22 protein-coding genes and 1 pseudogene are annotated in these 26936 nt (G+C 37.2%); 6 read left to right on the plus strand and 17 right to left on the minus strand.

Annotation, left to right across the window (positions count from 1 at the left end):
- Positions 1-281: 281 nt before the first annotated feature.
- From F6K54_RS14805 to F6K54_RS14830, 6 genes are all read right to left on the minus strand, one after another.
- The gene (locus F6K54_RS14805) at positions 282-701 is read right to left on the minus strand and encodes a peptidylprolyl isomerase (RefSeq protein ID WP_293078709.1); all 420 of its coding nucleotides are present in this window, start codon (positions 699-701) and stop codon (positions 282-284) included.
- Between the two features lie 1246 nt (positions 702-1947).
- Complete coding sequence (locus F6K54_RS14810) at positions 1948-2943, minus strand: zinc-dependent alcohol dehydrogenase family protein (protein WP_293078711.1); 996 nt, start codon at positions 2941-2943, stop codon at positions 1948-1950.
- Positions 2944-3111: 168 nt separating this feature from the next.
- Positions 3112-5952 (minus strand): CHAT domain-containing protein, encoded by a 2841-nt coding sequence (locus tag F6K54_RS14815; protein ID WP_293078713.1) that lies wholly within the window; start codon positions 5950-5952, stop codon positions 3112-3114.
- Between the two features lie 546 nt (positions 5953-6498).
- The gene (locus F6K54_RS14820; protein WP_293078715.1) at positions 6499-6669 is read right to left on the minus strand and encodes a type II toxin-antitoxin system PemK/MazF family toxin; all 171 of its coding nucleotides are present in this window, start codon (positions 6667-6669) and stop codon (positions 6499-6501) included.
- Positions 6670-6726: 57 nt separating this feature from the next.
- Complete coding sequence (locus F6K54_RS14825; RefSeq protein ID WP_293078717.1) at positions 6727-6954, minus strand: hypothetical protein; 228 nt, start codon at positions 6952-6954, stop codon at positions 6727-6729.
- A gap of 15 nt (positions 6955-6969) precedes the next feature.
- Positions 6970-7281 carry a hypothetical protein gene (locus tag F6K54_RS14830; RefSeq protein WP_293078719.1) on the minus strand — a complete coding sequence of 104 codons (312 nt, stop codon included), beginning with the start codon at positions 7279-7281 and terminating at the stop codon, positions 6970-6972.
- A gap of 449 nt (positions 7282-7730) precedes the next feature.
- Between F6K54_RS14830 and F6K54_RS14835 the strand changes: the two genes are divergently transcribed.
- Entirely contained in the window at positions 7731-8591 is an 861-nt protein-coding gene (locus F6K54_RS14835; RefSeq protein WP_293078721.1) for a hypothetical protein, read from the plus strand.
- A gap of 289 nt (positions 8592-8880) precedes the next feature.
- Here F6K54_RS14835 and F6K54_RS14840 read toward each other — a convergent pair whose 3' ends face one another.
- From F6K54_RS14840 to F6K54_RS14850, 3 genes are all read right to left on the minus strand, one after another.
- On the minus strand, positions 8881-10179 hold the full coding sequence (locus F6K54_RS14840; protein WP_293078723.1) for a dihydrolipoamide acetyltransferase family protein: 1299 nt from the start codon (positions 10177-10179) through the stop codon (positions 8881-8883).
- 457 nt (positions 10180-10636) lie between these two features.
- Positions 10637-11086 carry a YlqD family protein gene (locus F6K54_RS14845; protein ID WP_293078725.1) on the minus strand — a complete coding sequence of 150 codons (450 nt, stop codon included), beginning with the start codon at positions 11084-11086 and terminating at the stop codon, positions 10637-10639.
- 405 nt (positions 11087-11491) lie between these two features.
- Positions 11492-13420, minus strand: a complete 1929-nt coding sequence (locus tag F6K54_RS14850; protein WP_293078748.1) for a long-chain fatty acid--CoA ligase — start codon at positions 13418-13420, stop codon at positions 11492-11494.
- Positions 13421-13774: 354 nt separating this feature from the next.
- Here F6K54_RS14850 and F6K54_RS14855 point away from each other — a divergent pair, with 354 nt between their 5' ends.
- The 3 genes from F6K54_RS14855 (at position 13775) to F6K54_RS14865 (ending at position 19625) form a co-directional block, all read left to right on the plus strand.
- On the plus strand, positions 13775-15205 hold the full coding sequence (locus tag F6K54_RS14855; RefSeq protein ID WP_293078727.1) for a GUN4 domain-containing protein: 1431 nt from the start codon (positions 13775-13777) through the stop codon (positions 15203-15205).
- Positions 15206-16106: 901 nt separating this feature from the next.
- Entirely contained in the window at positions 16107-17513 is a 1407-nt protein-coding gene (locus F6K54_RS14860; protein ID WP_293078728.1) for an ABC transporter substrate-binding protein, read from the plus strand.
- A gap of 360 nt (positions 17514-17873) precedes the next feature.
- Positions 17874-19625, plus strand: coding sequence for a serine/threonine-protein kinase (locus tag F6K54_RS14865; RefSeq protein ID WP_293078730.1), 1752 nt, complete (start codon positions 17874-17876; stop codon positions 19623-19625).
- Between the two features lie 324 nt (positions 19626-19949).
- On the opposite strand, the gene F6K54_RS14870 is transcribed toward F6K54_RS14865, so the two are convergent.
- The 6 genes and pseudogenes from F6K54_RS14870 to F6K54_RS14895 all read right to left on the minus strand — a co-directional run bounded on the left by F6K54_RS14870 (position 19950) and on the right by F6K54_RS14895 (position 22636).
- Positions 19950-20084, minus strand: coding sequence for a hypothetical protein (locus F6K54_RS14870; protein ID WP_293078731.1), 135 nt, complete (start codon positions 20082-20084; stop codon positions 19950-19952).
- A 49-nt stretch (positions 20085-20133) separates the two neighbouring features.
- Positions 20134-20913, minus strand: a complete 780-nt coding sequence (locus tag F6K54_RS14875; protein WP_293078733.1) for a Uma2 family endonuclease — start codon at positions 20911-20913, stop codon at positions 20134-20136.
- 251 nt (positions 20914-21164) lie between these two features.
- The gene (locus F6K54_RS14880; RefSeq protein ID WP_293078734.1) at positions 21165-21287 is read right to left on the minus strand and encodes a hypothetical protein; all 123 of its coding nucleotides are present in this window, start codon (positions 21285-21287) and stop codon (positions 21165-21167) included.
- Between the two features lie 71 nt (positions 21288-21358).
- Positions 21359-22054, minus strand: coding sequence for a Uma2 family endonuclease (locus tag F6K54_RS14885; RefSeq protein WP_293078736.1), 696 nt, complete (start codon positions 22052-22054; stop codon positions 21359-21361).
- A 324-nt stretch (positions 22055-22378) separates the two neighbouring features.
- A pseudogene (locus F6K54_RS14890) lies at positions 22379-22486 on the minus strand (DUF433 domain-containing protein); the annotation flags it as partial.
- Positions 22487-22498: 12 nt separating this feature from the next.
- Complete coding sequence (locus F6K54_RS14895) at positions 22499-22636, minus strand: hypothetical protein (RefSeq protein WP_293078738.1); 138 nt, start codon at positions 22634-22636, stop codon at positions 22499-22501.
- 171 nt (positions 22637-22807) lie between these two features.
- On the opposite strand from F6K54_RS14895, the gene F6K54_RS14900 reads away from it, so the two are divergent.
- Positions 22808-23074: a hypothetical protein gene (locus F6K54_RS14900; RefSeq protein WP_293078740.1), complete on the plus strand. Its 267-nt coding sequence runs from the start codon at positions 22808-22810 to the stop codon at positions 23072-23074.
- A gap of 196 nt (positions 23075-23270) precedes the next feature.
- On the opposite strand, the gene F6K54_RS14905 is transcribed toward F6K54_RS14900, so the two are convergent.
- Entirely contained in the window at positions 23271-23504 is a 234-nt protein-coding gene (locus tag F6K54_RS14905) for a hypothetical protein (protein WP_293078742.1), read from the minus strand.
- Between the two features lie 101 nt (positions 23505-23605).
- Entirely contained in the window at positions 23606-23836 is a 231-nt protein-coding gene (locus F6K54_RS14910) for a hypothetical protein (protein WP_293078744.1), read from the minus strand.
- Between the two features lie 841 nt (positions 23837-24677).
- Between F6K54_RS14910 and F6K54_RS14915 the strand changes: the two genes are divergently transcribed.
- The gene (locus F6K54_RS14915) at positions 24678-26681 is read left to right on the plus strand and encodes a serine/threonine-protein kinase (protein WP_293078746.1); all 2004 of its coding nucleotides are present in this window, start codon (positions 24678-24680) and stop codon (positions 26679-26681) included.
- The last annotated feature ends 255 nt before the right edge of the window (positions 26682-26936 follow it).

Here is a 26936-nt window from a genome sequence, read left to right on the forward strand (position 1 = left end):
TAGTAGACAATCAGTTAATATCAATTTCATCAACTTAGGCTACACTACTTAATCTTACTCAAACGTGAAATAATTTCCGGAAATTACTGTGTTCAGATATATCCAATTTTGTCCAATTATTTAACTTCTGTAGTTAACTCCCATAATTCTGGTAGTGCTATTATGGTTAGATAAATACTATGTATTTAAACAATTCTAAAATTGCTATAAATATTAAATTGGTTCTATAAAAAATCCCCATCTAAATCAAAAATTATAGATTTAGATGGGGTAGATTAAAATTACTTCTCAATCTTCACAGAAACAATTTTGTCACCTTGCCTAATAGCATTTACAACATCCATATCCTCTGTTTTGCCAAAAGTTGTATGAACACCATCTAAATGAGATTGAGGAGCGTGACAAATAAAGAATTGACTACCACCTGTATCACGGCCAGCATGAGCCATTGATAAAGTTCCGGCCAAATGTTTATTATTATTAATTTCACATTTAATTTTATAACCAGGGCCACCTGTTCCTGTACCGTGAGGACAACCACCTTGAATCATAAAATTAGGAATAACACGATGAAAGTTTAAGCCATCATAAAACCCTTTTTCAATTAGTTCGACAAAATTTTTCACAGTATTAGGGGCATCACTATCAAATAGTTCTAGATTGATTATTCCCTTCTCAGTTTCCATGATAGCTCGTGTCATATTTGGAATTTCTCCTCAACTTAATTTGTGACATTATACCCTATCTACCAACAATATTTTTCTAATCTAGAGACGTTTAAAAAAGTAGCAAGGAAGAGGGAAGAAGAAAGAAGGAAGAAGTAAGAAGGGATAAGGTTGATATTTCGTTGTTTGAGAGATTCCATAAATTTTAATAGTAATGGCATTTGCTATAATTTGTAAACTCTGAATTGACCCATAAATTAGTTAATGATGGAGAATTATGCAAATATGCTATCCATAAAGTTAAAATTATTTTGCTGTACTATTATGAAAAACAATCAAATAAATTAGTATTCGTTATCTTTAGCTATTTTTGAGTCAGCCTTAACTATTGACCAGAAAATTAGGTTTCAAACCTCCCTTTTCAAGAGGATAAAGAAAAGAAAATTCAGTATTTTCAAGCTTCCCTATTCCAGAAGTTACTGTTAACTGATAACTGATAACTAATAACTGAAATTACCGAAAAATTAAGGTATAAAGCCTCTCCATTCATCGAGAAAAAAGCGGTCGAGGGATGGCGAAGTCTCCTCGCCATATCCAATCGACCAAGAGAAGAAAAAAATTTCTTTTAACCCAATCCTCTTCTTTTCAAGGAGAGGTAATTATAAATTATAAATTATAAATTATTGAAACCTTTCAATTTCCAATAAAACTTGCCATTTAATAATTAAAATTATTCTCAACAAAATCAAAAATAACTCAAAAATTTAGATGATTTTCAGACAGTTTTAGGAGCAGATATCTTGTCTTTGTTTATCTTAAATTTAATATCAATTCTCATTAATTAGACGTAAATATTAATGCTCTTATCAATTATCTTGAGAATCTATTAAATTGCCCCCTATTCCCTACTTTTGACTTTTGACTTTTGACTTTTGACTTTTGACTTTTGACTTTTGACTTTTGACTTCTTGAGGAGCAGATATCTTGTCTTTGTTTATCTTAAATTTAATATCAATTCTCATTAATTAGACGTAAATATTAATGCTCTTATCAATTATCTTGAGAATCTATTAAATTGCCCCCTATTCCCTACTTTTGACTTTTGACTTTTGACTTTTGACTTCTTGAAGAGCAGATATCTTGTCTTTGTTTATCTTAAATTTAATATCAAGTCTCATGAATTAGACATAAATATTAATGTTCTTATCAATTAAATTAATTATCTTGAGAATCTATCAAATTTCCCCCTACTCCCTACTCCCTACTCCCTACTCCCTATTAATTAAATAGTCAAAACAATCTTACCAACCATCGACCCTGCTTCCAACATTCGATGTGCTTCTATTGCATCATCTAAAGCAAAAGTTTTATTCACATGAATCTTTAATTTTCCTTGGTCAAATAACCGCCCACATTGTTGCAAAATATTAGCTTGGTCTACTTGAGCTTCCATCAAACCCTTCATCATTGGAGTTAACATTAATTCCAACCCTATTCGCAGATTTCTTTGCCTAGCAACTTTCAAATTTCCCAAGTTAACATCTGGTTCTAAAATTGTCACTAAATCGCCATAAATTTTCACTGCTGGAATAGTATCATAAAAAACCTTTCCACCAACAGTATCAAAAGCTAAATCTACCCCTTCTCCATTCGTCCAATCTAACACAACTTGCACAAAATCTGTATTCTTAAAAATCGCTAAATCTGCACCTAAACTTTTGACAAAATCTGCTTTTTCTTCTGAACTAATAGTAGTAGCAACCTCAGTTCCTTGTAACTTTGCTAACTGTATCGCCACATGACCAACCCCACCAGCACCGCCATGAATTAACACTTTTCTGCCAGCTTCTAATTTTCCCCTGTCATACAAAGATTCCCAAGCAGTAATTAAAACCAAAGGAGCAGCAGCAGCTTCAACAAAGCTTAAAGAAGTAGGTTTTTTTGCCACAAATCTTTCATCAACAACAGTCAATTCCGCATAATTTCCAGGAGTTGCTCCGATGCCACTATGACAAAAATAAACCTCATCTCCCACTTGAAAATTTTCTACTTTTTTACCAACTTCTGCTATAATACCTGCACCATCACATCCTAAAATAGCTGTTTTTTGGTCTGGGAAAAAAGTGCCACGAGTGCGTAATTTTGTATCAATAGGATTTACTCCAGCAGCTTTTAAACGCACTAATATTTCTCGGTCATTTTCAATTACAGGGTCTGCAACTTGTTGTACTTGTAAAACTTCCGGTGCCCCTGGCGATGTCATTACAACTGCTTTCATAGTTGATTTTCCGCTGATTTTAACTCTGTTGGTAAAAACATTAAGTTTACATTAATTGTTGTATTTTGTCTATAGGGAATAGGGAGTCATTTCAGTTATCAGTTATCAGTTATCAGTTATCAGTCCTACTTCTGACTTCTAACTTCTGACTTCTGACTTCATTAAAACTCACCCCCCATCACCTATCAAAATCAAAGGCGACCAATAAAACGGATGAATATTCTCCCTAACATAACCTAACTTTGCCTGCCGCAACGCCTCAACCTTCGTCATTCCTTCCTTCACATTCTCATAAAAATTCACCATAATATCCTTCGTTATCCCATCCTCTGCATTCCATAAACTAGCAATAACCGCATCAGCTCCCGCACGCTCAAATAAATAGGCAACTCCTGCTATTTCTTCACCGTTGGAGTCTGCTTTCATGGCAGTTTGGCAAGCACTCAACACAATTAAATCTGTATTTTCTAATCCTAAAAGTGCAGCATCGGCAATATTAAAAGTTTCTCTGTTGGCAAACAGAATATTATTTGCCTCTAAACCGACACCAGGACAACCTCCTTTTTGAAAGCAACCGTGGGTAGCGAGATGCACTAAGGGAAAACCGGAAGATTCTGTTTTGAAACTGGCGAGGGTTGCCTTTTCCCGAATTAAGTGTTTGCCTGATAATTTTTCTACGATACTTTTGGCTTCTATTTCTGCTCCGGGGAGGTCTATTTTTGTAGGAGTGGGATTCCCAAATGCTAATACTGTCAGCGAATTGGTGGTTTTTGGCTGCTGTTTTCTGGTGGCGGAGATGCGGGTGAGGTTGTGGATGGGGTATTTGGCAATTAGGTATTGGTTGGTTTCTTTGTCGTAGAGGGTTTCAAAGGGGATATAGCGGAGTTTTCCCGTGGCAATAATGGCGAGTTGTTTGGGAGAATAAGCTGTTATTTCTGTTTCTATAGGGCGAATGAGATAGTCGTAGAGTTTTTCTTGGTTAACATCGTAGTCGTCAGCGTTGGGGTTTTCTAGTTGGGCGCGATATTCGGTGATCAGGCGATCGAATTCTTCGGCATCGATGGGTACTTTTTTGACTATGGTGGGTTTGTCTCTGGTGACGAGGAATATGGCGATGCTATCGGGAACATTTGTAATACCAGTTAAAATAGCAGGTTGAATAACAACGGTATCCGGTGCAATATTGACTTTGAGTTTGTCGATGTCTTCCGGTTTAAATTCAAAAAGCTCCGCAACTTCTGGGTATTTATTGGTAATGTCGGCAGCGAGTTGGTTGGTTTCTGCTTGTAACTGGTTGAGTTGTTGGGAAAGTTGGGGACTCCATTTATTTTCTACTTTGCTATAGAGATCTTGTAATTGTTGATTGTTTTGTTGCCATTGGTTAATCTGTTTTTGAGCTTTTGGGTTTTTGACTGTGGCATCAATAAGGCGAGTGTAGTCAGCGAGGTCGAAGGTAGTTGCTAGGTTATACCATTCCCAGGCAGCGTCAGGTTGGTTTTCGTCGATGAGGAGATCGATAAGAGCGATCGCTATGCCCTTATTATCTTCTAAAAAAGGTTTGCGGTTTTCTTTTTTTAACCCTGCACGCATTTTTAGCGTGATTTTTACTGACTCTTCCCAGTGGTTTATAGCTTTTTCTGGTTGGCTGCTATCTTGATAAACATAAGCGATATTATTGAGAGTAATAGCTTCTCCAGAGCGATCGCCCACCTTTTGTCTGATGGGTAAAGCTTGGTCATAGTATTCTAATGCCTTCTCTGGTTGATCTATATTGTAGTAAACTCCACCAATATTATTGAGAGTAGTAGCTTCCCCAGAGAGATCGCCTACTTTTTGCCAGATGGGTAAAGCTTGGCCATAGTATTCTAATGCCTTCTCTGGTTGATCTATATTGTAGTAAACTCGACCGATATTATGGAAAGTAGTAGCTTCTCCTAACCGATTACCCACCTTTTGCCAGATGGGTAAAGCTTGTTCGTAGTATTCTAATGCTTTTTGGTGTTGACCTATTTTGCGGTAAACTACACCAATATTACTAAGAGTAGCAGCTTCTCCTGAGCGATCGCCTACCTTTTGTCTGATGGGTAAAGCTTGTTCGTAGTATTCTAATGCTTTTTGGGGTTGACCTATTTTGCGGTAAACTACACCAATATTACTAAGAGTAGCAGCTTCTCCTGAGCGATCGCCTACCTTTTGTCTGATGGATAAAGCTTGTTCGTAGTATTCTAATGCTTTTTGGTGTTGACCTATTTTGCGGTAAACTACACCAATATCATTGAGATTGGTAGCTTCTCCTGAGCGATCGCCCACTTCCCGCCTGATAGGTAAAGCTTGCTCCAAGTATTCTAATGCTTTTTGGTGTTGAGCTATTTCGCGGTAAACTACACCAATATCATTGAGAGTAATAGCTTCTCCTGAGCGATCGCCCACTTCCCGCCTGATAGGTAAAGCTTGCTCCAAGTATTCTAATGCTTTTTGGTGTTGAGCTATTTCGCGGTAAACTACACCAATATCATTGAGAGTAGTAGCTTCTCCTGAGCGATCGCTCACTTCCCGCCTGATAGGTAAAGCTCGCTCCAAGTACTCTAATGCCTTTTGAGGTTGACCTATTTCGCGGTAAACTACACCAATATCATTGAGAGTAGTAGCTTCTCCTAAGCGATCGCCCACTTCCCGATAAATCATCAAAGCTTCGTTGTAAAAGTTTAATGCTTCTTGTGGTTTGCCTATACTAATATAGTTAAAACCAAGACCAAGGTTAGCATCTGCCTCGTTTTCTCGGTGTTTGATTTTTCTGGCAATAGCTAAAGCTTGTTGAAACGTTTCTATAGACTCCTGATATCGGTATTGCTCTTTTTGTTGCCATGCTGTTTTTAGTAGTTGCTCTAACTTTTGTGTCTGAGAGTTGGAAGTTTGGGCGTAACTCCGTTGTGATAATTGTGGCAGTATTAGGGGAGTTGTAGTCAGGGTTGTTATTCCGATTAGAGAAGTAATAATAATTCGTTTCATTGTCTTATTTTCCTAAAATAAATAATTAATTCCAGTAGGGTGTGTTAGCGATAGCGTAACGCACCGCCTACACCATAGTGTTTCTAGACTGGCTGGCACCTCTACTAGCTAATCATTTGTATTGCTAAATTTTCAATGGTGCTGATACAGCATATTTCGGGCAAATGATGTACAAAGTGGATCGTGAAAATATTGTAGTGCGGGCATCTTGCCTGCTCCGGGGTGTACCTAACGGACAATGGAAAGCGCTGTAAATGTTTCGGTGCGTTACGCTTTGCTAACGCACCCTACTGGACTGACTAAATTTTCAATGGTGCTGATACAGCATATTTCGGGTAAATGATATACAAAGTGAATGGTGAAAATATTGTAGTGCGGGCATCTTGCCCGCTCCGGGGTGTACCTCACGGACAGTGGAAAGCGCTGTAAATGTTTCGGTGCGTTACGCTTTGCTAACGCACCCTACTGGACTTCAATAAAACTCCTTTGAAAAAAAGAAAATCAGTGCAAATAACGAAATAAATTAATGAATTGATTGAGATTAAATTAAACTTCTCTCATCAGTCTATTTATGGCAATAATTACTTGCATTAATATCTCATCTGGCATTTTACAAGCAAACTCTGCTCGCCGTTTTTTATAGTCTAAAGATTTGACTTGATCTGCTAGTACGACTCCTGAAATTTCTAATCCTTCTGGAATTGGTATTTCAAACATAAATCCTTCCTACCCGTTTTCAAGGAGAAGTAATTATTAATTATTAATTATTAATTATTAATTGTTGAATACCTCTTCTAGACCAATTTCACCATGCAGTTGTTCTGGAGTAATTGCATCTAACATTTGATTAAACTCTTTAGTTTCTCTCAGTAATGATGGCATTCTCATGGCAATAATTCTAATAATTAGAGTGTTAATTGGTTCTTCTGTTAACTCAGATAGTTCCTCTAATTTTTCATAGAGAGATTCTGAAATTTCCAAGGATAGTTTTTTATTAGACATTTTTTTTATTTTTTGTCACTTATACTCAGGTATATAGCAAGGGAAAATCATTAAAACTCCTTTGAAAAAAAGAAAAGAAAATAGTGCGAGAGAAAACATAGTGTGAGCGTCTCGCTCACGCAATACAGGAGCAACAGCAGCAGGAGAGCTTAGTTTCACTACAGCAATAACAGGTAATGAGACTGGAATAGGTTTTACTTTTTCAGTTTCAGTTTCAGTTGCCACAAGTAGGTTGGGGTTGGCGATCGCCTGTTTTATCTCTCCTACCACTACTGTCAGACAAGCTAATAAAAAAATCATTGTAATTTGAGTTATCTTCATAGTCATACCGGATATAAATATTAATTACTACAGGACTTACACAAATTCACCTTAAAAACGCCAATGTAGGGGCGAATGGCATTCGCCCTCACTGGATTTAGTGTTCATGCGTAAGTCCTGTACTACTAATATGTTTAACCACTATGTTAGTGAAATTTTCCGGAGATAGCCTTAATGAAGTCAGAAGTTAGAAGTCAGAAGTCAGAAGTTGTTTTTGTAATATCATGTCCGGATAAGAGCGATCTGGAAAAAACTGATCATAAGTGCTTCAACAGTAAATCTTTCTATTTTCCCTACTCCCCTACTCCCCTACTCCCCTACTCCCCTACTATCTTAATTATAAGTATTCAACCGGACATGATATAATGGGGGTTTGAGCAAGGCTTCAAAAACATTTCGTAAATCAAGACAAAGTTGTTAACATAAAATTATAAAAAAATCAGAATTTATAGAAAATGTTTGCTAGAATTGCTAGTTTATTAACTGTATTAGGAGTAGGCTTATATTTCACAGGTTGGATTTATCGTTGGGCTTATTTTAGTTATTTTCAACTGGAAGTAACCACCCTAGATTTACCTGTAGAATCATTTTTAATTGCACCAATACAGGTATTTTTTGGTAACTTATCCGGTGGAGATTTTTCAACTTTTTTTCGTACTATAGGAATAGCGATCGCTTCTTTGATTATCGTTCCAAATATTTTCCATCTGATTAAATTTTTGACCAATAAATTAGATAAAATCCTCAATGAATGGCGTTTCAAATTATTGAAATGGAGCTTAAAAACTAAACGTCATAAAATAACCCGTTATCTTCAATCATTTCTTTATTTTCAACAATTTAACTATCAAAAATATGACAAACCTTTAATTGATGAAATAGTCGTAACCTTCTGGTTATTAACAACCCTATTTTTCATCGCTCAAACTCAAGGAAAAATTGATGCGATAAGAGACTCCCGTAGCGACACATCATTCTTACCAGTAGTGACCTTAATAACTCCAGAAAATAAACTACCATTAGGCAGAAAAGCTGATAAAGAAAAATTGACAGAAGACCCTAATACTAGCAATTTTCGTATTATCGGAGATATAGAATTATATGAGCAGTTACTACTACGAGATTACAATAACAAAACCGATCCTAACTTTCCCCAAGTTATCTGGCGACTGCTATTTGATACAGACGGTCAATATTATATATTCCCTTCTTTGTCAAAAAATGACCAAGCAAATGCTCGTCCTCCCGTTGTAGTTATTCAGCAGAGCGATCGCGGGGAATATGTTGTTATTCTCAGCCCCGAAGCGCCACCCTAAGTGTTGTAACCCACCCCTAACCCCTCCCAGGAGGGGAATGTGGGAACTCACCCCTAATATAAAATCCGGTTAAACAGTCGTCCCTATCGACGATAGGAAGCAATCTCCTAAACCCTTGAGATTGCTTCCTTCCACGGAGTGACCGTCGCAATGACTTGAATATAGTAATTATCCAGATTTTATATAATCCACAATATAACATAGATGAAAAAGATGGCATACTCCTCAAGAGTCATCTTAAGATGACTTAAACTATTAGCCAAGGATTTCAATCCTTGGCTTGACTCATCTACATAGTCAAAGACTGGGGGTTAGTTTCAATCAACTTTGCTAAATCTTGCAAGAAAGCAGCAGCGTCAGCACCATAAATAATTCTGTGGTCGCAAGTAATATTTACCTGCATTTGTCGCTTAACTCCAATCATCCCATCAGCAGTTGCTACTACCTGGGGTTTAGATGCACCGATTGCTAAAATTGAACCCTGACCAGGTGGCAAAATAGCATCAAACTGATTTACTCCAAACATTCCTAAGTTAGAAAGAGTAAACGTACCAGTGCTGTATTCATCCGGTTGCAACTGCTTTGCCCGCGCCTTTTCTACTAAACCTTTCCAGGTGCGAGATAAGGAATAAATATCCATTTTGTCAGCATTTTGCAATACAGGTGTAATCAAACCACCATCGGGCATTGCCACTGCCACTGAAATATTAATCCCAGAAGGATACTGAATACCTCCTTCCACATAAGCAGCATTTAATAAAGGATGTTGTTGCAAAGTCATTGCTATGGCTTTTGCTAACATCGCAGTCATTGTCACACCCTTAGACTTGATCTGTTTATACAATGCGTCTAAGTTATCTGTAGTGATCGTGTAACCAACATGGTAAGTAGGCACAGATAAACTTACCATCATATTTCGCACCACTGCATTTTGCAGAGTATTCATCTTGACAACTTGCCCAGGAGTTATCGGAGTTGGAGGTGCAGATGGTGGAGGTGGAGCAGTAGGAATAGATGGTTGAGTAGGAATAACGGGAGTCGCAGTCTTCGCAAGTGCAGCCGCCGGAGTTGGAGTACTACCAGTCGCCATTTCTACATCTTCTGCCACAATGCGACCATGAGGGCCAGTACCTTTGAGAGTACTTAAATCTACCTTCAATTTTTTGGCCAACTTCCGGGCACGAGGGGAAGCAATAATCCTTCCATTACGGCGACCGTTGTTCTCTTTTGTTTCTGTTGTAACAGAAGTGGGAGCTGTAGCAACAGCGCTTGCAGCAGTAGAAGCAGCAGGAGCAGTTTCTTGCTTAGTTGTAGTCGCACCTTGCTGTTTAGCTGTTTCAATTTCGGCCTCTGTTCCAGCTAATAAAGCAATGGTAGACCCTACGGTTGCCACATCTCCAGCTTCCACAATTATATTGGCCAGATATCCAGAGAAAAAGGATTCCACATCCATATCTGCTTTGTCTGATTCAACCACTACTACTGTTTCCCCTTTTTCCACCCAATCACCAGTGGATTTTTGCCAAGAAACAATTTTACCCTCGGTCATAGTGGAACTAAGGGCAGGCATGAATACTTCGTTAATCATGTTAGTTTTCCGTTGTTTTTTTTTGTTGATCGATTATTGTTGCTACGCTCTGAAGGCGGTAGGATGAATAAAATAATTAGTAATTAATAATTAATAATTAAATAATTCAGCTTTATTAGCCTCCGCTTTCAAGGGGAAAAAAAGTGCTAGGATATTTCCTGATATTTAATAAAGGACGGTTTTAACCAGAGGTAATTATCCATTATCCATTAATGAAGCACTTTAACCTATTTCCGTCATTGCGACCGATAGGGTTTGCGGAGCATTCCGGAACGGAAAGCAATCTCAAGTCCTAGTTTTTCTTACCTCATGCGTAAGTCCTGTATAAGTTAGCTGGGTATCCTGCCTGCGGTGAAAATATCAGGAACGGGAAAATATAAACGGGCAAGATGCCCATTCCACCAAGATGCCCATCTATAGGAAACGGGCAAGATGCCCATTCCACTTTTTTTCCCTTCTAAACCTCGCCTCGCACTTCTTCAATTACCCCATCGCGGAGGAGAACTTCTACTTGCATTTTTTTGATCAAATTATCTCCTACATCCGCAGTAAATACACTTTCAATTTGACCTTGACTAACTTCTTGCTCTAATTCCAAAGTTTGTACTTGTTGTAATTGTTGTAAAGCTTGATTTTTCTGCTCTACAAACTCATTTTTCTTTTGGCCGATCTGTGCTTGTATATTATTAATTTGCTGTTGTACTTGAGGGCCTGGAGGTTGTACACTTTGCTTCCTAATTTCAGCAATTGCCTTTTGCCCTTGTATTTCAAGCTGTTGTAATTGGCTATCTAAATTATTAATTTGGGTTTGTAGCTGTTGTTGGGCTTCTTCTTTCCAGCGTGGGGTAACGACTACTCTCACGTTAATCGCTCGCTTTAAAAGTAATTGTGTTTGAGAATACTCCATAAAAGTTGTTCTTGTCAGTTTATTTTTGTTTGCACATAAGGACGAGAATATTGATTTTAGACTTTAAGATTGCAGAAAATCTGGATGATACTTAATCCAAAATCTAAAATCACCAAAAGTTATAGCAGGGAACAGGGAACACCGGAGCTGGGAACAGGGAACAGGGAATAGGGAGAAAAACATTTCCCTGTCTGAGGTTCATTATCCGCAAATTCCTAACCGCCAAGGCGGTTGCTATATTAACAAGCTATCAGCGCTTGAGCTATCACCTATCAGCTAAAATCGGCAGGTTCGGCGTCCCCCACTATATTTGAAAATTTAGTGGTGTGAGTATTCTGGGGGTTTGAATTCCCCATCATACACCTTGAGAGCTGACCGCTGACTGCTGAGGTGCTGACTGCTATTTCAATCAAACATTTTGTTAATCATATCGCGGTAATGGTCCGTGACAATGGGACGTTTGATCTTCATCGTTTGGGTTGTCATGCCATTTTCTACTGTAAACGGCTCCAGAATCAAGCGAAAAGGTCCAATGCGGTCATCGGGCCGATATCCGGGGCGATTTTTTACTTCCCGATTCAATTCCTGGCGGAACAATTCTTGAATGGTCTGACTTTCCCAATCAATCTGTGGTTGAGATTCTGAAGGATTAAGTTGAATAGCCCATTGTTCCACTGCTTCAATATTAGGCACGACTAAAGCACCCAAAAATTTCTGGTCTTGCCCCACCAGCATAATTTGGTCAATATATTGACTGCGGGCACAAGCATCTTCAATGGGCTGAGGTTCAATATTTTCCCCATTAGTTAGAACAATTGTATCTTTTGCCCGACCAGTTAATACCAAATCATTTTCTGGGGTTATCCAACCTATATCGCCAGTATTAAACCAACCCTCGGGGTCAATAACTTTTTCAGTAGCTTCGGGATTTTGATAATAACCAGCCATGATTTGTGGCCCTCGTGCCCAAACCACACCTTTATTACCAACTGTCAGAGTTTTGTTAGTTTCTGGGTCTACTATTTTAATTTCAGTAGCTGGAATCGCTTTACCAGCAGACCCCCGGAGATTGTGCCAATAGTGTCGAACAGTCAAAACTGGAGAAGTTTCGGTTAAACCATATCCTACCAATAAGCCTATACCGACTATTTCAAAGAAGTTTTCTAAGTGCATGGCTAGAGAACCTCCCCCACTTATGGCAAATTTCAGGCGACCTCCAGTAGCTTGGCGGATTTTTTGATAAATGATTTTTTCTCCCAGACTATGAAGAGGTAATAATACCCAACTTTGTAAAGTAGCTAGGAACTTCTGAGACTGAGATGGTGGATCAAGTTGTAATACTAATCCTTGACTAATACGCCTAGCTTCTATGTAACGTTGACTTACCCCTAAGAAAAATTGAGCTAACTTTTGTTTATTGGCTGGTTGTTCTCTGAGTTGTTTTTGTACTCCTTCATATATTAATTCCCAAACTCTAGGCACACTGGTGACGTAGTGGGGTTTATATTCTTGGAAGTCTTTTTTCAGAGAACGTTTATTAGTATAAACTTGGGTACAACCTTGGGATAGGAAAAAATATTCTCCTGTTCTACCAAAAGTATGCCAAGTAGGTAGGATATTTAGGGTACATTCTCCTGGATTGGGTTGAAGAAGTGCCCCGATAACGTTAATTTGATAGAGTAGGTTGCCATGAGTCAGCATTACACCTTTGGGTTTGCCAGTTGTGCCAGAGGTGTAGAGCAAAGTAGCAAGAGTTTCTCGGTTTTGCTTACTGGGTTTGAGGGGGCGGTCTTCTCCTGTAGCAATGACTTGAGAAAATTTAACTACAGGTAGGTTTTCGTCAGGGTTTGGGTCTTCATCGGATAGGAGAATAATTATATGTATGGGTAGGTCTTGTAGGCGATCGCTCAATTTTTTCAACAAGGCCAAGTTTTCCACGACCAAACTCACACTGCCGCTATGTTGAAGAATATAAGCCAATTCTTCGATATCTGCAGTCCCACTTCTCACCACATCTGCTGCCCCTGCAGCAATAATACCCTGGTCAGCAATCATCCACCGAGGGCTATTGTCAGCAAATAGGGCCACTCTCGGAGGTATTGACGCTTCATTTTCCGTAGGCACAACCCCCAATGATTGTAGACCAGCAGCAAATTTTTGAATCTGTTCGTTTAATTCTGCATAAGTAAATTTGACCTCTGGTTTGGCATGGGGGTCATGGAGAGCGATGGTCTGATTATAATGTTTGGCAGCCAGTGGCCATATTTCTGAGAGAGATTGAACTGAGTTGTAGAGAGTGACTTTTTGGAGATTGGCACGTTCGCGATCGCTCATTTGCCAAGAGTCGGGAGAGGCGGGAGGTTGTATTGATGTGGTCATTGTCTGCTTCCTAAAACTATTGGTTATAAATCTAGTATCTGAGAATTTTGGGCAATTTTACTAATGTTGAGGGACAGTTTAGGAACTTACCCCTGCTATTGATTTTCTTTCTCTTATCTTGGCAGAGTATGAGGCTTTTATTAAGTCAGAAGTCAGAAGTCAGAAGTCAGAAGTTAGAGGTTAGGAGATATTAATTCATTTGATATATTGATATGTATATTTTCTTAATTATCACAATTATTCTTAGATCAAGGGAAATTAACCTATACAAGCTGATGTAAAAGATTAAAATTAATTTTCTTAAAAATAATGACTACCAGAATACTTAGGCATCGTTATCAAATTATCTCTGAGTTAGGAAAGGGTAGTTTTGGAACTACTTATTTAGCTACGGATCTAGAGCATCCCAATCATCATCAATGTGTTGTTAAACAACTAACTCCTTCAGACCAGCGACCGAAAGTTTTTCAAGTGGCTAAAAAATTATTTGAAAAAGAAGCCAAAACCTTACAAAAACTGGGAAAACATAATCAAATACCTACATTTTTTAACTATTTTGAAGAGGGAGGGCAATTTTATTTAGTACAAGAATTTATTGAAGGAAATGACTTAGCAAAAGAGATTTATTTTCAAGGAAAATTCACAGAAAATGAGACCGTTAAACTATTAATTGAAATCTTAGAGGTTTTAAAATATGTGCATCAGCAAAACGTAATTCATCGTGACTTAAAGCTTCAGAATATTATGCGGAGAAAATCTGATGGCAAAATTGTGTTAATAGATTTTGGGGCAGTGAAAGAAATTAAAGTATTAACACTAACAAGTGAAGGTCGTACAACTACAACAATAGCAGTGGGAACTACTGGATATATGCCTAGCGAACAAGCAGCAGGTAAACCTAAATTTTGTAGCGATATTTATGCTGTGGGAATGATCGGTATTGAAGTATTAACTGGAATGCGGATAAATCAGTTTCGTGAAGACCCATCCACTGGTGAAATTATCTGGAAAGATCGAGTTCATCTGAGTGATGATTTAGGTCGAATTCTAGATAAAATGGTTGCTGAATATTGGAAAAATCGTTATCAAACTGTTGATGAAGCGATCGGCGAATTAAGGAAGATTGGTAAACCCTCACTTCCTAATAAACGTTTGCTAATTCCTTCTGGTATTGTTGCTTTTGGTATTGCTGCTTTGGGTATTGTTGCTTTTGGTATTGCTCCTTATGTTATTTTTGCTTCTATCTTCTCAAAAGGAGTCATAGAAGCGGGAGAGGGGAAAGATGTGGAGGCAATGTACAATAGTTTAGATGCTTTGACAGAAGCAGGACAATGGCAGAAGGCAGATCGACAGAATTGGCAATTAATTAATCAAATTGGCGATCAGGATGGGGATTATTCTTACATATCAAAGTCAGAAGCAGAGCAATTTTCTTGCCCAGATTTGCAGCGAATTAATCAAATTTGGACACAAAGATCAAAGGGCAAATTTGGCTACACTGCTCAACTTCAAGTAATTGATAAGAATGGCGATACCCTGGAAGCTCTTCAAAACGATGTTGGAGCTTGGCGACGGTTCGCGATCGCCGTAGGATGGAAAACAGGAACAGATAAGGATGACAATGGTTACTTCTTGAAGAACGACCTTCAGTTTACAATAGATGCTCCAAAGGGACACCTCAGTACCGACGGTGAAAATTTTGCCTTAATTCTCACTCGCGCTGCCCAGTGTCAATTATGACAAAAGGAGGTTTAAAGACTTTTTCCAGTTCTTTTTTTATCTAAATTAAGATTAATATCATACATAGGAATTACACAAATAAGCTATATATAGCGTTGATAACTATTGGACAATAGTACTTGCACTCTATAAATAGTGCCTTTGCCTAAGTCCTGTATTCTGATTTCTTCTTCTTTTTTCCCCTCCACGGTCGGGGTTAGGGGTGGGTTGACTCCTAAGTAATTAAGATTAATATCATACATAGGAATTAGGCAGATAAGCTATATATAGCGTTGATAACTATTGGACAATAGTACTTGCACTCTATAAATAGTGCCTTTGCCTAAGTCCTGTATTCTGATTTCTTCTTCTTTTTTCCCCTCCACGGTCGCAGTAGGGGTGGGTTGACTCCTAAGTAATTAAGATTAATATCATACATAGGAATTAGGCAGATAAGCTATATATAGCGTTGATAACTATTGGACAATAGTACTTGCACTCTATAAATAGTGCCTTTGCCTAAGTCCTGTATTCTGATTTCTTCTTCTTTTTTCCCCTCCACGGTCGCAGTAGGGGTGGGTTGACTCCTAAGTAATTAAGATTAATATCATACATAGGAATTAGGCAGATAAGCTATATATAGCGTTGATAACTATTGGACAATAGTACTTGCACTCTATAAATAGTGCCTTTGCCTAAGTCCTGTATTCTGATTTCTTCTTCTTTTTTCCCCTCCACGGTCGCAGTAGGGGTGGGTTGACTCCTAAGTAATTAAGATTAATATCATACATAGGAATTAGGCAGATAAGCTATATATAGCGTTGATAACTATTGGACAATAGTACTTGCACTCTATAAATAGTGCCTTTGCCTAAGTCCTGATACACTAATTTACCAACGCCAATTTTTATTATTTTTACTTATGAGCAAGATATTACGAGTTAAACTACGAAGACTGATACTCCTTAGTTTCATAGTCTTTATTGTCATTTCTTGTGCTGAAAATTCTCCTAAATTGAATGGTGACACTATTTCAGAGCGTATTACATTTGGAGAGAAATCCTTAGCAAATCGAGAAGACGTTAGACCTGAAAGAGAAAGAGGAATTAATTCAATTGCTAATAGGAATTACGACCGGGCATTTAGAACTTTAACTAATTACCTGGAATCAAAAACTAACGATCCAGAAGCACGAATTTTTCTGAATAACCTAGAAGTTGAAAAAAATAAAAAACCTTACCACGTTATTGCTGTATCTATGCCAATTAGTAGTAATCTGAATAATTCTCTGGAAATTTTGCGTGGAGTTGCTCATGCTCAGTATGATTGGAATTTTTCTAAATCGGGTACTGAAGGAATGTTGAAAATAGCAATTGCTGATGATGATGATAATGACCCTAATAACGGTACAAAAATTGCTGAAGAAGTTGCCACAGAGTTAGCAAAGAGAAAGGAAATTCTAGGAGTAGTTGGTCACTACTCAAGTGGTACTTCCCTAGCAACAGCGGATATTTACAAGGATTACGAACTTGTATCGATCTCTCCTATTAGTACCTCTATTGAGCTAACAAATTACAGTCCTTATTTTTTTCGCACCGTACCTAACGATCAAGCAGCTGCAAAAGCTTTAGCAAAATATGCTCAGGATCAGTTAAACTCAGTAAAAGCAGTGGTGTTTTATAACTCAGATAGCAACTACAGCAAATCGCTAAGTCAAGAATTTATCTCAGAGATAGGGAGAAGGAATATTATTCTGAGAGAAGACCCAGATTGCGATCTATCTACATGGTCAAAAAATCCTGAAGATTGGCGTGGGAAAGCAACTAAAGTTCTGAATAGGGCAAAAGATTCAGCAAATGTGTTGATGCTAGCTCCCAGCTCAGGTTATTTAGATCGAGCTCTGGAAATAGTTCAGGTTAATCAAGGGGATTTACCAGTATTAGGTGGGGATGGTGTTTACTCTGCAAAGACTCTTGATAAAGGTCGAGATAGTGCTGTAGGAATGGTTGTAGCGATAGCATGGGATATTGAAGCAAATGAAACAGGTTCAGATTTTCCAAAACGCTCTTACAAACTTTGGGGAACTTCAAGTGTGAATTGGCGAACAATTACTGCCTATGATGCAGTTCAAGCTTTGGTGAAAGCAATTGACGCTCAAGCTCAACCAACTCGTGAAGGTGTTCGGAAGAAGTTATCATCAGGGTTTTCTACACCTGGAGCGTTCAAAGCAGTGAAATTTTTAGACACTGGTGACTATGATGGTGATATTCAATTAGTGGAAGTTGTGAAGATTGGCGATAGGTATGACTTTAGACCTCTTAAGCGTTAACGAAATGGCTAGTAGGTTGGGTTAAGCGAAGCGCAACCCAACAATTATACCAATTTGATAAGTATTTGCTACACTTTCTTGAGCGGGGGAGTAGAGGAGTGGGGGAGTAGGGGAGAAGTAAAAGCAAGAATAATTAACAATAACTAGCTAATAATTATCAAAAAAGTTATTCAGTCTGTGTTAATTACTTAATAATTGAAGTACAACTTATGTATTTGTTGTAAACTTGAAAATATTTACAGTGCTTTCTGTTGTTATGAGGTACACCCCGAAGCGGGCAAGATGCCCGCACTACAATGTTTTCATCATTTACCCTGTTTTCTTACTCCTAAAAAAAGCTATAAATTTATCAAAAAAATAATGACTAGCAAAATACTTAGACATCGTTATAAAATTATATCAGAGTTAGGCAAAGGTGGTTTCGGAACTACTTATTTAGCAGTTGATTTAGACCTTCCTGATCGCCCTCAATGTGTTGTTAAACAACTAACTCCTTCAGACCCGCGTCCCCAAGTTTTTCAAGTTGCTAAAAAATTATTTGATAAGGAAGCAAAAATATTACATCGTCTGGGAAAACACGAGCAAATTCCTCAGTTATTTGCCTATTTTGAAGAGGGTGGGCAATTTTATTTAGTTCAAGAATTTATTGAGGGTAATGATTTAACAAATGAAATTTATCCTGGTAAAAAAATTAGTGAAAAACAAGCAATTCAACTATTAACTGAAATTTTGTCAGTTTTGAGGTATGTGCATCAACAAAATGTAATTCATCGTGACTTGAAACCTCAGAATATTATGCGGAGAAAATCTGATGGCAAAATTGTCTTGATAGATTTTGGGGCGGTGAAAGAAATTAAAGGATTAACTGTTATTAGAGGAGGTCAAACAAGTATAACAATAGCAGTAGGAACTCCCGGATATATGCCTATAGAACAAGCAGCAGGTCAACCTAAGTTTTGCAGTGATATTTATGCTGTGGGAATGATAACTATTGAAGCATTAACTGGAGTTGATGTAAACCACTTTCCCAAAGATTCTTCAACAGGTGAAATTATCTGGAAAAATCGAGTTAATGTAAGTGATGATTTAGGCCGAGTTTTAGAGAAAATGGTGTTGTATGATTGGAGAGATCGTTATCAGAGTATTGATGAAGTTATAGCTGAAATCAGAGTTGGTAATTATTCTGCTAATGCTACTATATATCCAACAACTATGCCTCCGAGGAAACCAGTTAACAACCCTTCTACAACTATTGTAGGTTCTACTGTTGTTCCTAATATTCGTAATTCTCCGCAAATAAAACCTCCACCTTCTAATAATTTGTCTCTGGTTTCAGCTAGTGGAATTGATTATACAAAGTTGCGTGACTTATTAGTGGCAGGAAAGTGGAAAGAGGCAAATAAGGAAACAAACATAGTTATGAAAAAAGCTGCTCAAGTAGGATGGTTTGGGGGGTTAAATTCTAAGAACATTAAGAAAATTCCTTGTCAGGACTTGCAAATTGTTGACCAGCTCTGGATAAAGTATAGCAATGGGCATTTTGGGTTGAGCGTTCAAAAGGAAATTTACTTGGATACTGGAAACCTACCCTTAAAATATAACAAAAAAACTTATAAACGATTTGGAGAGGAAGTTGGATGGAAACTGAAGCAAAACAGGGGATTAATAGGTGGATGGTTATATTCTCTCAACATAATCTTTGAAAGAAATGCTCCTAGGGGACATCTCCCGGTATTGGCTCCTAGGAGCCTAGAAAAAGTAGAAAATTTGCTTATTTTTGCTTTTTTTACTCTACTTGCTTTGGTTGCTAGTTATGTTTCATATTATATATTTCGTGGTGATTGCTTTGAACTCAGGTCTTTTATTATGATGTCATTCGCTTCCCCTTTCTTACCTATACCCTTACCTATACCCCCTCCATGTGAATCCTGGTATGAAAATTATTACAAGAATGATATATGGTGGTTAAATTGGTTAAGTTTTAAAATGCACTTGTTAAGCGGACTGTGGGGATATAGTATATGGATATGGTTTGACAAGAGAAAATTGTCGTCGTCTCATTATCTTATTTGCACTCTCTCAAAGAAACTTGATGAGCATCATAACATATAAGCTTTTGATTTATCAACATAAAAAAGTATTAGAAAGTAATTTGTAGGGAGTTTTCTTGATTTCAACATTTCGATAACTGGCACTGATAATTTTCACCCACACTCCGTTCCACCTGCCATTACAATATGGCTTTACTATAATTTAAAGTAATCATTTTTTTCAATAAAGCAATTATGAATCAATCCAAATTACTAACTGTAAAATTAATTTCCCTAGATTATAATCCCCTAGCGAAAAAAGCTCAAAAATTAAATTTACCCATAAATATATGAGCTTCTAAAGATTACTTAAATTCAGTCTTGAAAAAATTCCACCTCAATATGATCAACAAAAAGCAAGAGAAGCGATCGCCCGTTTACGGGAAATAGGCAAAAATTTGTCCCCTGTAGATGAAGTAGCGATCGCCCGTGAAAGTCGAGCTGTAAATGTTGGCAGCAGTAGCGTTTGCTCATCTATCAAGAAATAGCGATCAAGTTTTTGTCTGTTTAACTTTTAAGCAAATCTATAACTACAACTGTTCTGGATCGACACCAAGAGAACGCAACATTTGTTCAAGTTGTTCAGCTCGTTGTCGCTGCTGTTGAGCTTCAAGTCGTTCCTGTTGAAGTTCTTGTTGAAATTGTTCAGCACGTTGTCGCTCCTGTTGAACTTGTAGTTTTTGCTGAAGTTCTCCCTCTTCTGGAGTCATAAACCTGTTCCCTTCAGAGTCATACCAATACAACCACTCTTGTTCGGAACGGTAATGGTTACCAAATTCAGTTCCTATCCCCAGACCAATTTCTGGCATCCACACGGGATTTCCTTGTAAACGTTGGTATGCTCCATTTAACAAACGATACACTTCAAATCGTTCGTGTTTGTCTCGCTTGGAATAATCTGGGTTATAGATGACATAATACAATACTCCCAACCGAGCGTAATCAATCATTTTTTTATCGTATTCCTTGCCATAGGTTTGAGAAACAATCTCCAATACGAATATGGGAACAATATAATTTTCCTCCCAAAGAACATAGGAAGGTCGCAATTTATCATTTTTTCGTCGTGTAACTCCCAAACTGAGGAAACCATCAGGAACTATAGGAACTCTAGGACTAGAACCGGTGGAGTGGAAAATTCCCATATCCACGCCAAAAAACCAATCAGAGTGATCGCTCCATAACCGCTCTAAAATTAGCAATAGCAGGTTAGGAATTAGGTTTTGTATTTCATGATCCACGGGTTTGTCGTCTGAGTCTGGTAATTCGTCACTTGATGGTAGGTTGAGTAATTCGTTGTAGTTTACCATAATAATTTGGTTGTGACATTTGAGTTATTTTATTTTAGCAAAAAAAGTATTTCTCTGTTTATTGCTATACTATAATTTAAAGTAATCATTTTTTTCAATAAACCAATTATGAACGAATCCAAATTACTAACTGTAAAATTAAGTTCTCTAGATTATAATCCCCTAGCGAAAAAAACTCAAAAATTAAATTTACCCATAAATATATTAGCTTAATTAAGATTACTTAAATTCAGTCTTGAAGAAATTCCACCTCAATTTGATCGACAAAAAGCAAGAAAAGCGATCGCTGGTTTACGGGAAATAGGCAAAAATTTGTCCCCTGTAGATGGAGTAGCGATCGCCCGTAAAAGTTGAGCTGTAAATGTTGGTAACATTAGCGATCGCTCCTCTACTCAAGAAATAGCGATCGAATTTTTGTCTGTTTAACTTTTAAGCAAATCTATAACTACAACTGTTCTGGATCGACACCAAGAGAACGCAACATTTGTTCAAGTTGTTCAGCTCGTTGTTGTTGCTGAAGTTCTCGCTCTTCAGGAGTCATAAACCTATTGCCTTGAGAGTCATACCAATACAACCACTCTCGTTCGCAGTTATCATTATAACCAACTTCCGATCCTATCCCCAGACCAATTTCTGGCATCCACACGGGATTTCCTTGTAAACGTTGGTATACTCCATTTAATAAACGATACACTTCAAAACGCTCATGTTTGTCTCGCTTAGAATAATCGGGGTTATAGATAACATAATACAATACCCCTAACCGAGCGTAATCAATCATTTTTTCATCGTATTCATCTCCATAAGTTTTAGAAACAATTTCCAATACCAGTATCGGAACAATATAATTTTCCTCCCAAAGAATGTAGGAAGGTCGCAATTTATTATTTTTCAGTCGTGGAACTCCTACACTGAGGAAAGCATCAGGAACTATAGCAACTCTAGGATTCGAGCCGGTGGTGTGGAAAATTCCCATATTTACGCCAAAAAACCAATCAGAGCGATCGCGCCATAACCGATTTAGAATTGTTCTTAGTAGGTTAGGAATTAGGATTTGTATTTCATGATCCACGGGTTTATCGTCTGAGTCTGGTAATTCGTCACTTGATGGTAGGTTGAGTAATTCGTTGTAGTTTACCATAATAATTTGGTTGTGACATTTGAGTTATTTTATTTTAGCAAAAAAAGTATTTCTCTGTTTATTGCTATACTATAATTTAAAGTAATCATTTTTTTTAATAACCCTTGAATTAAGTCATTAATTTCTGATGAATTCCAATCAGACAAAATCCAACGATTTTTATCTGTGTATGTAAATCTAAAACTAGGATTTTTACAACTGATAACTAATAACTGATAACTGATAACTGATAACTGATAACTGAATTAAGCCTCCACCATCTGAGAATAGAAAGCTTTCATATCTGAGTGAGAAATAATATTGTTCGATGGTTTAACTGGTTCTAAAAATGACAATATCTTGAACTTTTATTCGATGTCCGGCAATACGCGGTTTTCCGCCACAGATACCTTCTGTAATTTCTATGTATTGCGAGATTATTGAAGAAGACATAATTGTTTACTTTTAAAAAGGATTAATTTTGATGATTATAGCATTTTTTTGCAGAAAGGGAGGGAGCGATCGCTTTTCAGATTGATAAACTATATCGTCATAACCAAAACCCTGTAGGGGAGAATGGCCATTCGCCCCTACAAAAGTCAAAATTAATCTCTGATAATATGATGTGTATCAACTGTCAAAATTCCCGTTCTATATTTTATAAACCTGAAATTTCTTGTAAGTATTTGTTGGGTTTCCTGCGTCAACCAAACCTACAAATAAGTTAAAATATTTCTATCTAAATCCAACTAAAAAAAAATCAATAAAATAATTATGGCAAACCTCACAATTAATGACATACCTGATGATTTAATGGCAAAAATTCAAAAATTAGCTAAGAACAATAATTGTAGCTTAAGCGAACAAGTTATTGTAGCCTTAGAAATAATTTTACGAGAGGGAGGACCAAAATATATAGTTTCCCCAGATACAGATCCCTCCTGGGAAGACAGACGGAAAATGATACCCGAACTTATAGCCAGAATTGAACGTATTAACGAAGAATTACCCACAGATATAGAATGGCTTGATAGTGTCTAATTACTTCGAGAAGATAGAGATAGATGACAAATTATTCTAAATATGTTGTAGATGCAAGTGTAGGAATTCAACAATTTATTTCCAGTCTATTTTTGAATAAAACAAAACAACATATTAAAGCAGTCGAAACTCTTGAGATTGCTTCCTTCCACTCCGTTCCAGTCGCAATGACGTACTTGTAAATTTTCCCACCTACCTACTTATCTTCATTGTCTTGCTCATCTAATAAATCGGCAATCAAATCATCAATACTTCCTGTTTTTGCTGTTCCTTGTCTGAAACATTCTAAAGTAGCTTGAGCATTATTAGCAATTTCTAAACATCGCTTTTCAATTCTTCTTTTTTTGATTAGCTCAAACAAATAATCTTGCTCATCAACAGAAAGTTTTTCAATAGAATCTATAATTTCCTGAAAAGATATCATGCTCATATTTTTTATCTATTCCTCTATTAGTTGTTTAAGTTTGTTAAGAGTTGATCGTGCTGATAATTTCAAGTTTATTTGAATCTAGGAAATAAAAGGGAAATCTTTTAGCATTCTGCATTTTCTTTCCCTTCTTCTTGTTCTAATAAACTCATTAATTTATCGGCTGCATCAGAATAATTATGAGGAGACCAAGTACGATAAGTCTTATTATGATTATCTAATAGTTCTAACCCTTCTTCTTTTGCCAATTCGGCCATTAAAAATTGGATAATTTGAAACTTATCTCCACGGGATAATTGTTCAAGTTTAATAAGCAGCTCAGAATTTAACATCATCAGTACAATTAGTTAAATTTAATTATTACTATACTATAATTTAAAGTAATCATTTTTTCAATAAACCAATTATGAGCCAATCCCAATTACTAACTATAAAATTACAGCAGATTCCTCGCATAAATAAGAAGTACAAAGATTTAATTGTTAATTTCTGTAGTGGGGGCATCTTGCCCGTGATGAATGTACCTCACAAAAGTGGAATCTCCTGTAAGTGTCCAAGATTATATTGGTGCCGCCTAGGGTAGCTATATTGCCTAGTAAAAAAGTTCAAAGATTAAATTGACCCATAAAGATCATAGCTAAAAGATTACTTTGATTAATAAATATGCTTGACAATAGATATCTCCGATAATCAAAAATAAAATCAATTATCGTGCATAAATCATCAATTATTTCCCCCTACTCCCTACTCTGTACGGACGTTGCATACAAACTCCCTACTCCCTCTTTTCCAGAGAGGTATAATATTTAAAAGATTAAACTACTCGTAAGCATTCAGCTATTAGCGTTTCCTAGGTCATGCTCCGCAAACAGCTCTCAGCCTTTTAATGAATAGACTTATTGCAGAAGTCAGGGGATAGGAAATAAAAAGATGAAATTGTTGATTTAATATATTGAATTGATTTAATTAATTTTTTCCCCATAGATATAATTAAGCAAGCATTTGTTTGACTTGGACTACATTTTTAACCCATAAAATTGAAGTACAATAACGACTAACTTGCGTTCAAAATAATTAAGCTGATAGCTGATAGCTGACTGCTGAATGCTTACAAATACTCTAACTATTTTCTAATTCCTGACTCCTAAAAAAAGCTATAAATTCCTCAAAAAAATAATGACTAGCAAAATACTTAGACATCGCTATAAAATTATATCAGAGTTAGGCAAAGGTGGTTTCGGAACTACTTATTTAGCAGTAGATTTAGACCTTCCTAATCATTCTCAATGTGTGGTTAAACAACTAGCCCCATCTGACCCGCGACCAGAAGTTTTCCAAGTTGCTAAAACTTTATTTGAAAAAGAAGCAATAACATTACAACGTCTCGGAGAACACAATCAAATTCCCAGATTATTTGCCTATTTTGAAGAAGGTGGGCAATTTTATTTAGTTCAAGAGTTCATAGAAGGAAGTGATTTAACAAAAGAAATTTCTTATGGTAACAAATTGAGTGAAAATCAGACTATTCAACTCTTAACTGAAATCTTAGAAGTTTTAAAGTATGTACATCAGCAAAATGTAATTCATCGTGACTTAAAACTGCAAAATATTATGCGGAGAAAATCTGATGAAAAAATTATATTAATCGATTTTGGGGCAGTAAAAGAAATTAAGGGATTAGCAATTACAACTGGGGGTAATACAACTATGACAATAGCAGTGGGAACTCCTGGATATATGCCTACCGAACAAGCAGCGGGTCAACCTAGATTTTGTAGTGATATTTATGCTGTGGGAATGATTGGCATTGAAGCATTAACTGGTATACCAGCAAATCGATTAGTTAAAGACAACTCAACAGGTGAAATTGTCTGGAAAAATCAAGTTAATGTTAGAGAAAAATTAGTTTTAATCCTAGATAAAATGGTGTCAGATTATTGGAAAAATCGTTATCAAAGTATTGATGAAGTGATGGTTGAATTATCTGATATTCATAATAATATCAATTACCAATCGCCACAAAAAATATCACAACAACATACAGTTTTAATCAATAGTAATCGGCATAACAGTCAGCCATCAACTGTTGTTCCTCCCGCTTCTTACTCATCAACTTCTGCTCAAACTTTAGTCAAAATAGGTGTAGGTATTGGTCTTGCTTTTAGTATTATTATTGGCTCTATTATTATTAACAATATTTCTAGAGAACAAGAAACATCCTCGTCTACTATAAATAGTCAAAATGAGGAAGCATCAGTTAAAACTTCAACTCCCAACCTCATCTCTTACACTACTAATATTTCTGAAGTTCGTACCCTCAGCGGTCATAACAACTGGATTCGTTCCATTGCAATTAGTTCCGATGGGCAGACTGTTGTTAGTGGTAGCTGGGACAATACTATAAAAGTTTGGGATTGGGTAAATGGTAGCCTCCAAGGGACTTTTGCTACTCAGAGTGACAAGATTTTTGCTGTCGCTATTACCCCCGATGGAAAGACAGTTATTAGTGGTGGTGCTGACGGCACTATCAAACTTTGGGATTTGGCTACAGGTAGTCTCAAAAATACTCTTACTGTTCATAGCAAAGCAGTTTATTCTATTGCCATCAGTCGCGACGGACAAACTGTTATTAGTGGTAGCGCTGATGGCACCATCAAAATTTGGGATTTGGCTACAGAAAGTCTGAAAAGTACTATAACTGCTCATAGCAAAGCAGTTTATTCTGTAGCTATCAGCTCTGAGAAACAGATTATTGTCAGTGGTAGTGCGGACGGGACTATCAAAATCTGGGATTTGGCAACGGGTAGTCTCAAAAATACTCTTTCTGAGCATAGCGATCGGGTTTTTTCTGTCGCCATCAGTTCCGATGGACAGACTGTTGTTAGTGGTAGTGCGGACGGGACTATCAAAATCTGGGATTTGGCAACGGGTAGTCTCAAAAATACTCTCACCGATCATACCAACGAAGTTTGGTCTGTAGCTATTAGTGCCGATAGTCAGACTATTGTTAGTGGTAGTGAGGACACAACTATCAAAATTTGGGATTTAGCAACGGGTAGTCTCAAAAATACCCTCACTGGTCATACATGGGTAGTGACTTCTATTGCCATCAGCTCCGACGGGCAAACTATTGTTAGTGGTAGCGATGATAAAACTATTAAAATCTGGTCAGCGCGTTAGTAGGAAGGAAGGCAGAAGGCAGAAGGCAGAAGGCAGAAGGGAATATTTGTTTAAAGGGAGAAGGTTTTTTATAATGAATTATCCGCAATTCGCAGCTCCCCTGCAAGGGGAACATAATATTATCAGTATTTCCGACTTAAGCAGGGTGCAACAAAGCCTGATAATTCTATAATTACTCCCCTACTCCCCCACTCCCCTACTCCCCCACTCCCCCACTCCCTACTCCCCCACTCCCCCACTCCCCTACTCCCCCAC

It is taken from the genome of Okeania sp. SIO3B5 (assembly GCF_010692555.1).
In the GTDB taxonomy this organism is placed as follows: Bacteria; Cyanobacteriota; Cyanobacteriia; order Cyanobacteriales; family Microcoleaceae; genus Okeania.

Excerpts from the sequence above, each read along its gene's own strand:
- F6K54_RS14830 (WP_293078719.1), bottom strand. The coding sequence starts at position 7,281 with ATGACTATGAAGATAACTCAAATTACAATGATTTTTTTATTAGCTTGT.
- F6K54_RS14875 (WP_293078733.1), bottom strand. The coding sequence starts at position 20,913 with ATGGTAAACTACAACGAATTACTCAACCTACCATCAAGTGACGAATTA.
- F6K54_RS14885 (WP_293078736.1), bottom strand. The coding sequence starts at position 22,054 with ATGGTAAACTACAACGAATTACTCAACCTACCATCAAGTGACGAATTA.
- F6K54_RS14850 (WP_293078748.1), bottom strand. The coding sequence starts at position 13,420 with ATGAGCGATCGCGAACGTGCCAATCTCCAAAAAGTCACTCTCTACAAC.
- F6K54_RS14905 (WP_293078742.1), bottom strand. The coding sequence starts at position 23,504 with ATGAGCATGATATCTTTTCAGGAAATTATAGATTCTATTGAAAAACTT.
- F6K54_RS14820 (WP_293078715.1), bottom strand. The coding sequence starts at position 6,669 with ATGTTTGAAATACCAATTCCAGAAGGATTAGAAATTTCAGGAGTCGTA.
- F6K54_RS14805 (WP_293078709.1), bottom strand. The coding sequence starts at position 701 with ATGACACGAGCTATCATGGAAACTGAGAAGGGAATAATCAATCTAGAA.
- F6K54_RS14855 (WP_293078727.1), top strand. The coding sequence starts at position 13,775 with ATGACTACCAGAATACTTAGGCATCGTTATCAAATTATCTCTGAGTTA.
- F6K54_RS14860 (WP_293078728.1), top strand. The coding sequence starts at position 16,107 with ATGAGCAAGATATTACGAGTTAAACTACGAAGACTGATACTCCTTAGT.
- F6K54_RS14825 (WP_293078717.1), bottom strand. The coding sequence starts at position 6,954 with ATGTCTAATAAAAAACTATCCTTGGAAATTTCAGAATCTCTCTATGAA.
- F6K54_RS14810 (WP_293078711.1), bottom strand. The coding sequence starts at position 2,943 with ATGAAAGCAGTTGTAATGACATCGCCAGGGGCACCGGAAGTTTTACAA.
- F6K54_RS14900 (WP_293078740.1), top strand. The coding sequence starts at position 22,808 with ATGGCAAACCTCACAATTAATGACATACCTGATGATTTAATGGCAAAA.
- F6K54_RS14815 (WP_293078713.1), bottom strand. The coding sequence starts at position 5,952 with ATGAAACGAATTATTATTACTTCTCTAATCGGAATAACAACCCTGACT.
- F6K54_RS14910 (WP_293078744.1), bottom strand. The coding sequence starts at position 23,836 with ATGATGTTAAATTCTGAGCTGCTTATTAAACTTGAACAATTATCCCGT.
- F6K54_RS14915 (WP_293078746.1), top strand. The coding sequence starts at position 24,678 with ATGACTAGCAAAATACTTAGACATCGCTATAAAATTATATCAGAGTTA.
- F6K54_RS14845 (WP_293078725.1), bottom strand. The coding sequence starts at position 11,086 with ATGGAGTATTCTCAAACACAATTACTTTTAAAGCGAGCGATTAACGTG.
- F6K54_RS14835 (WP_293078721.1), top strand. The coding sequence starts at position 7,731 with ATGTTTGCTAGAATTGCTAGTTTATTAACTGTATTAGGAGTAGGCTTA.
- F6K54_RS14840 (WP_293078723.1), bottom strand. The coding sequence starts at position 10,179 with ATGATTAACGAAGTATTCATGCCTGCCCTTAGTTCCACTATGACCGAG.
- F6K54_RS14865 (WP_293078730.1), top strand. The coding sequence starts at position 17,874 with ATGACTAGCAAAATACTTAGACATCGTTATAAAATTATATCAGAGTTA.
- F6K54_RS14880 (WP_293078734.1), bottom strand. The coding sequence starts at position 21,287 with ATGTTACCAACATTTACAGCTCAACTTTTACGGGCGATCGCTACTCCA.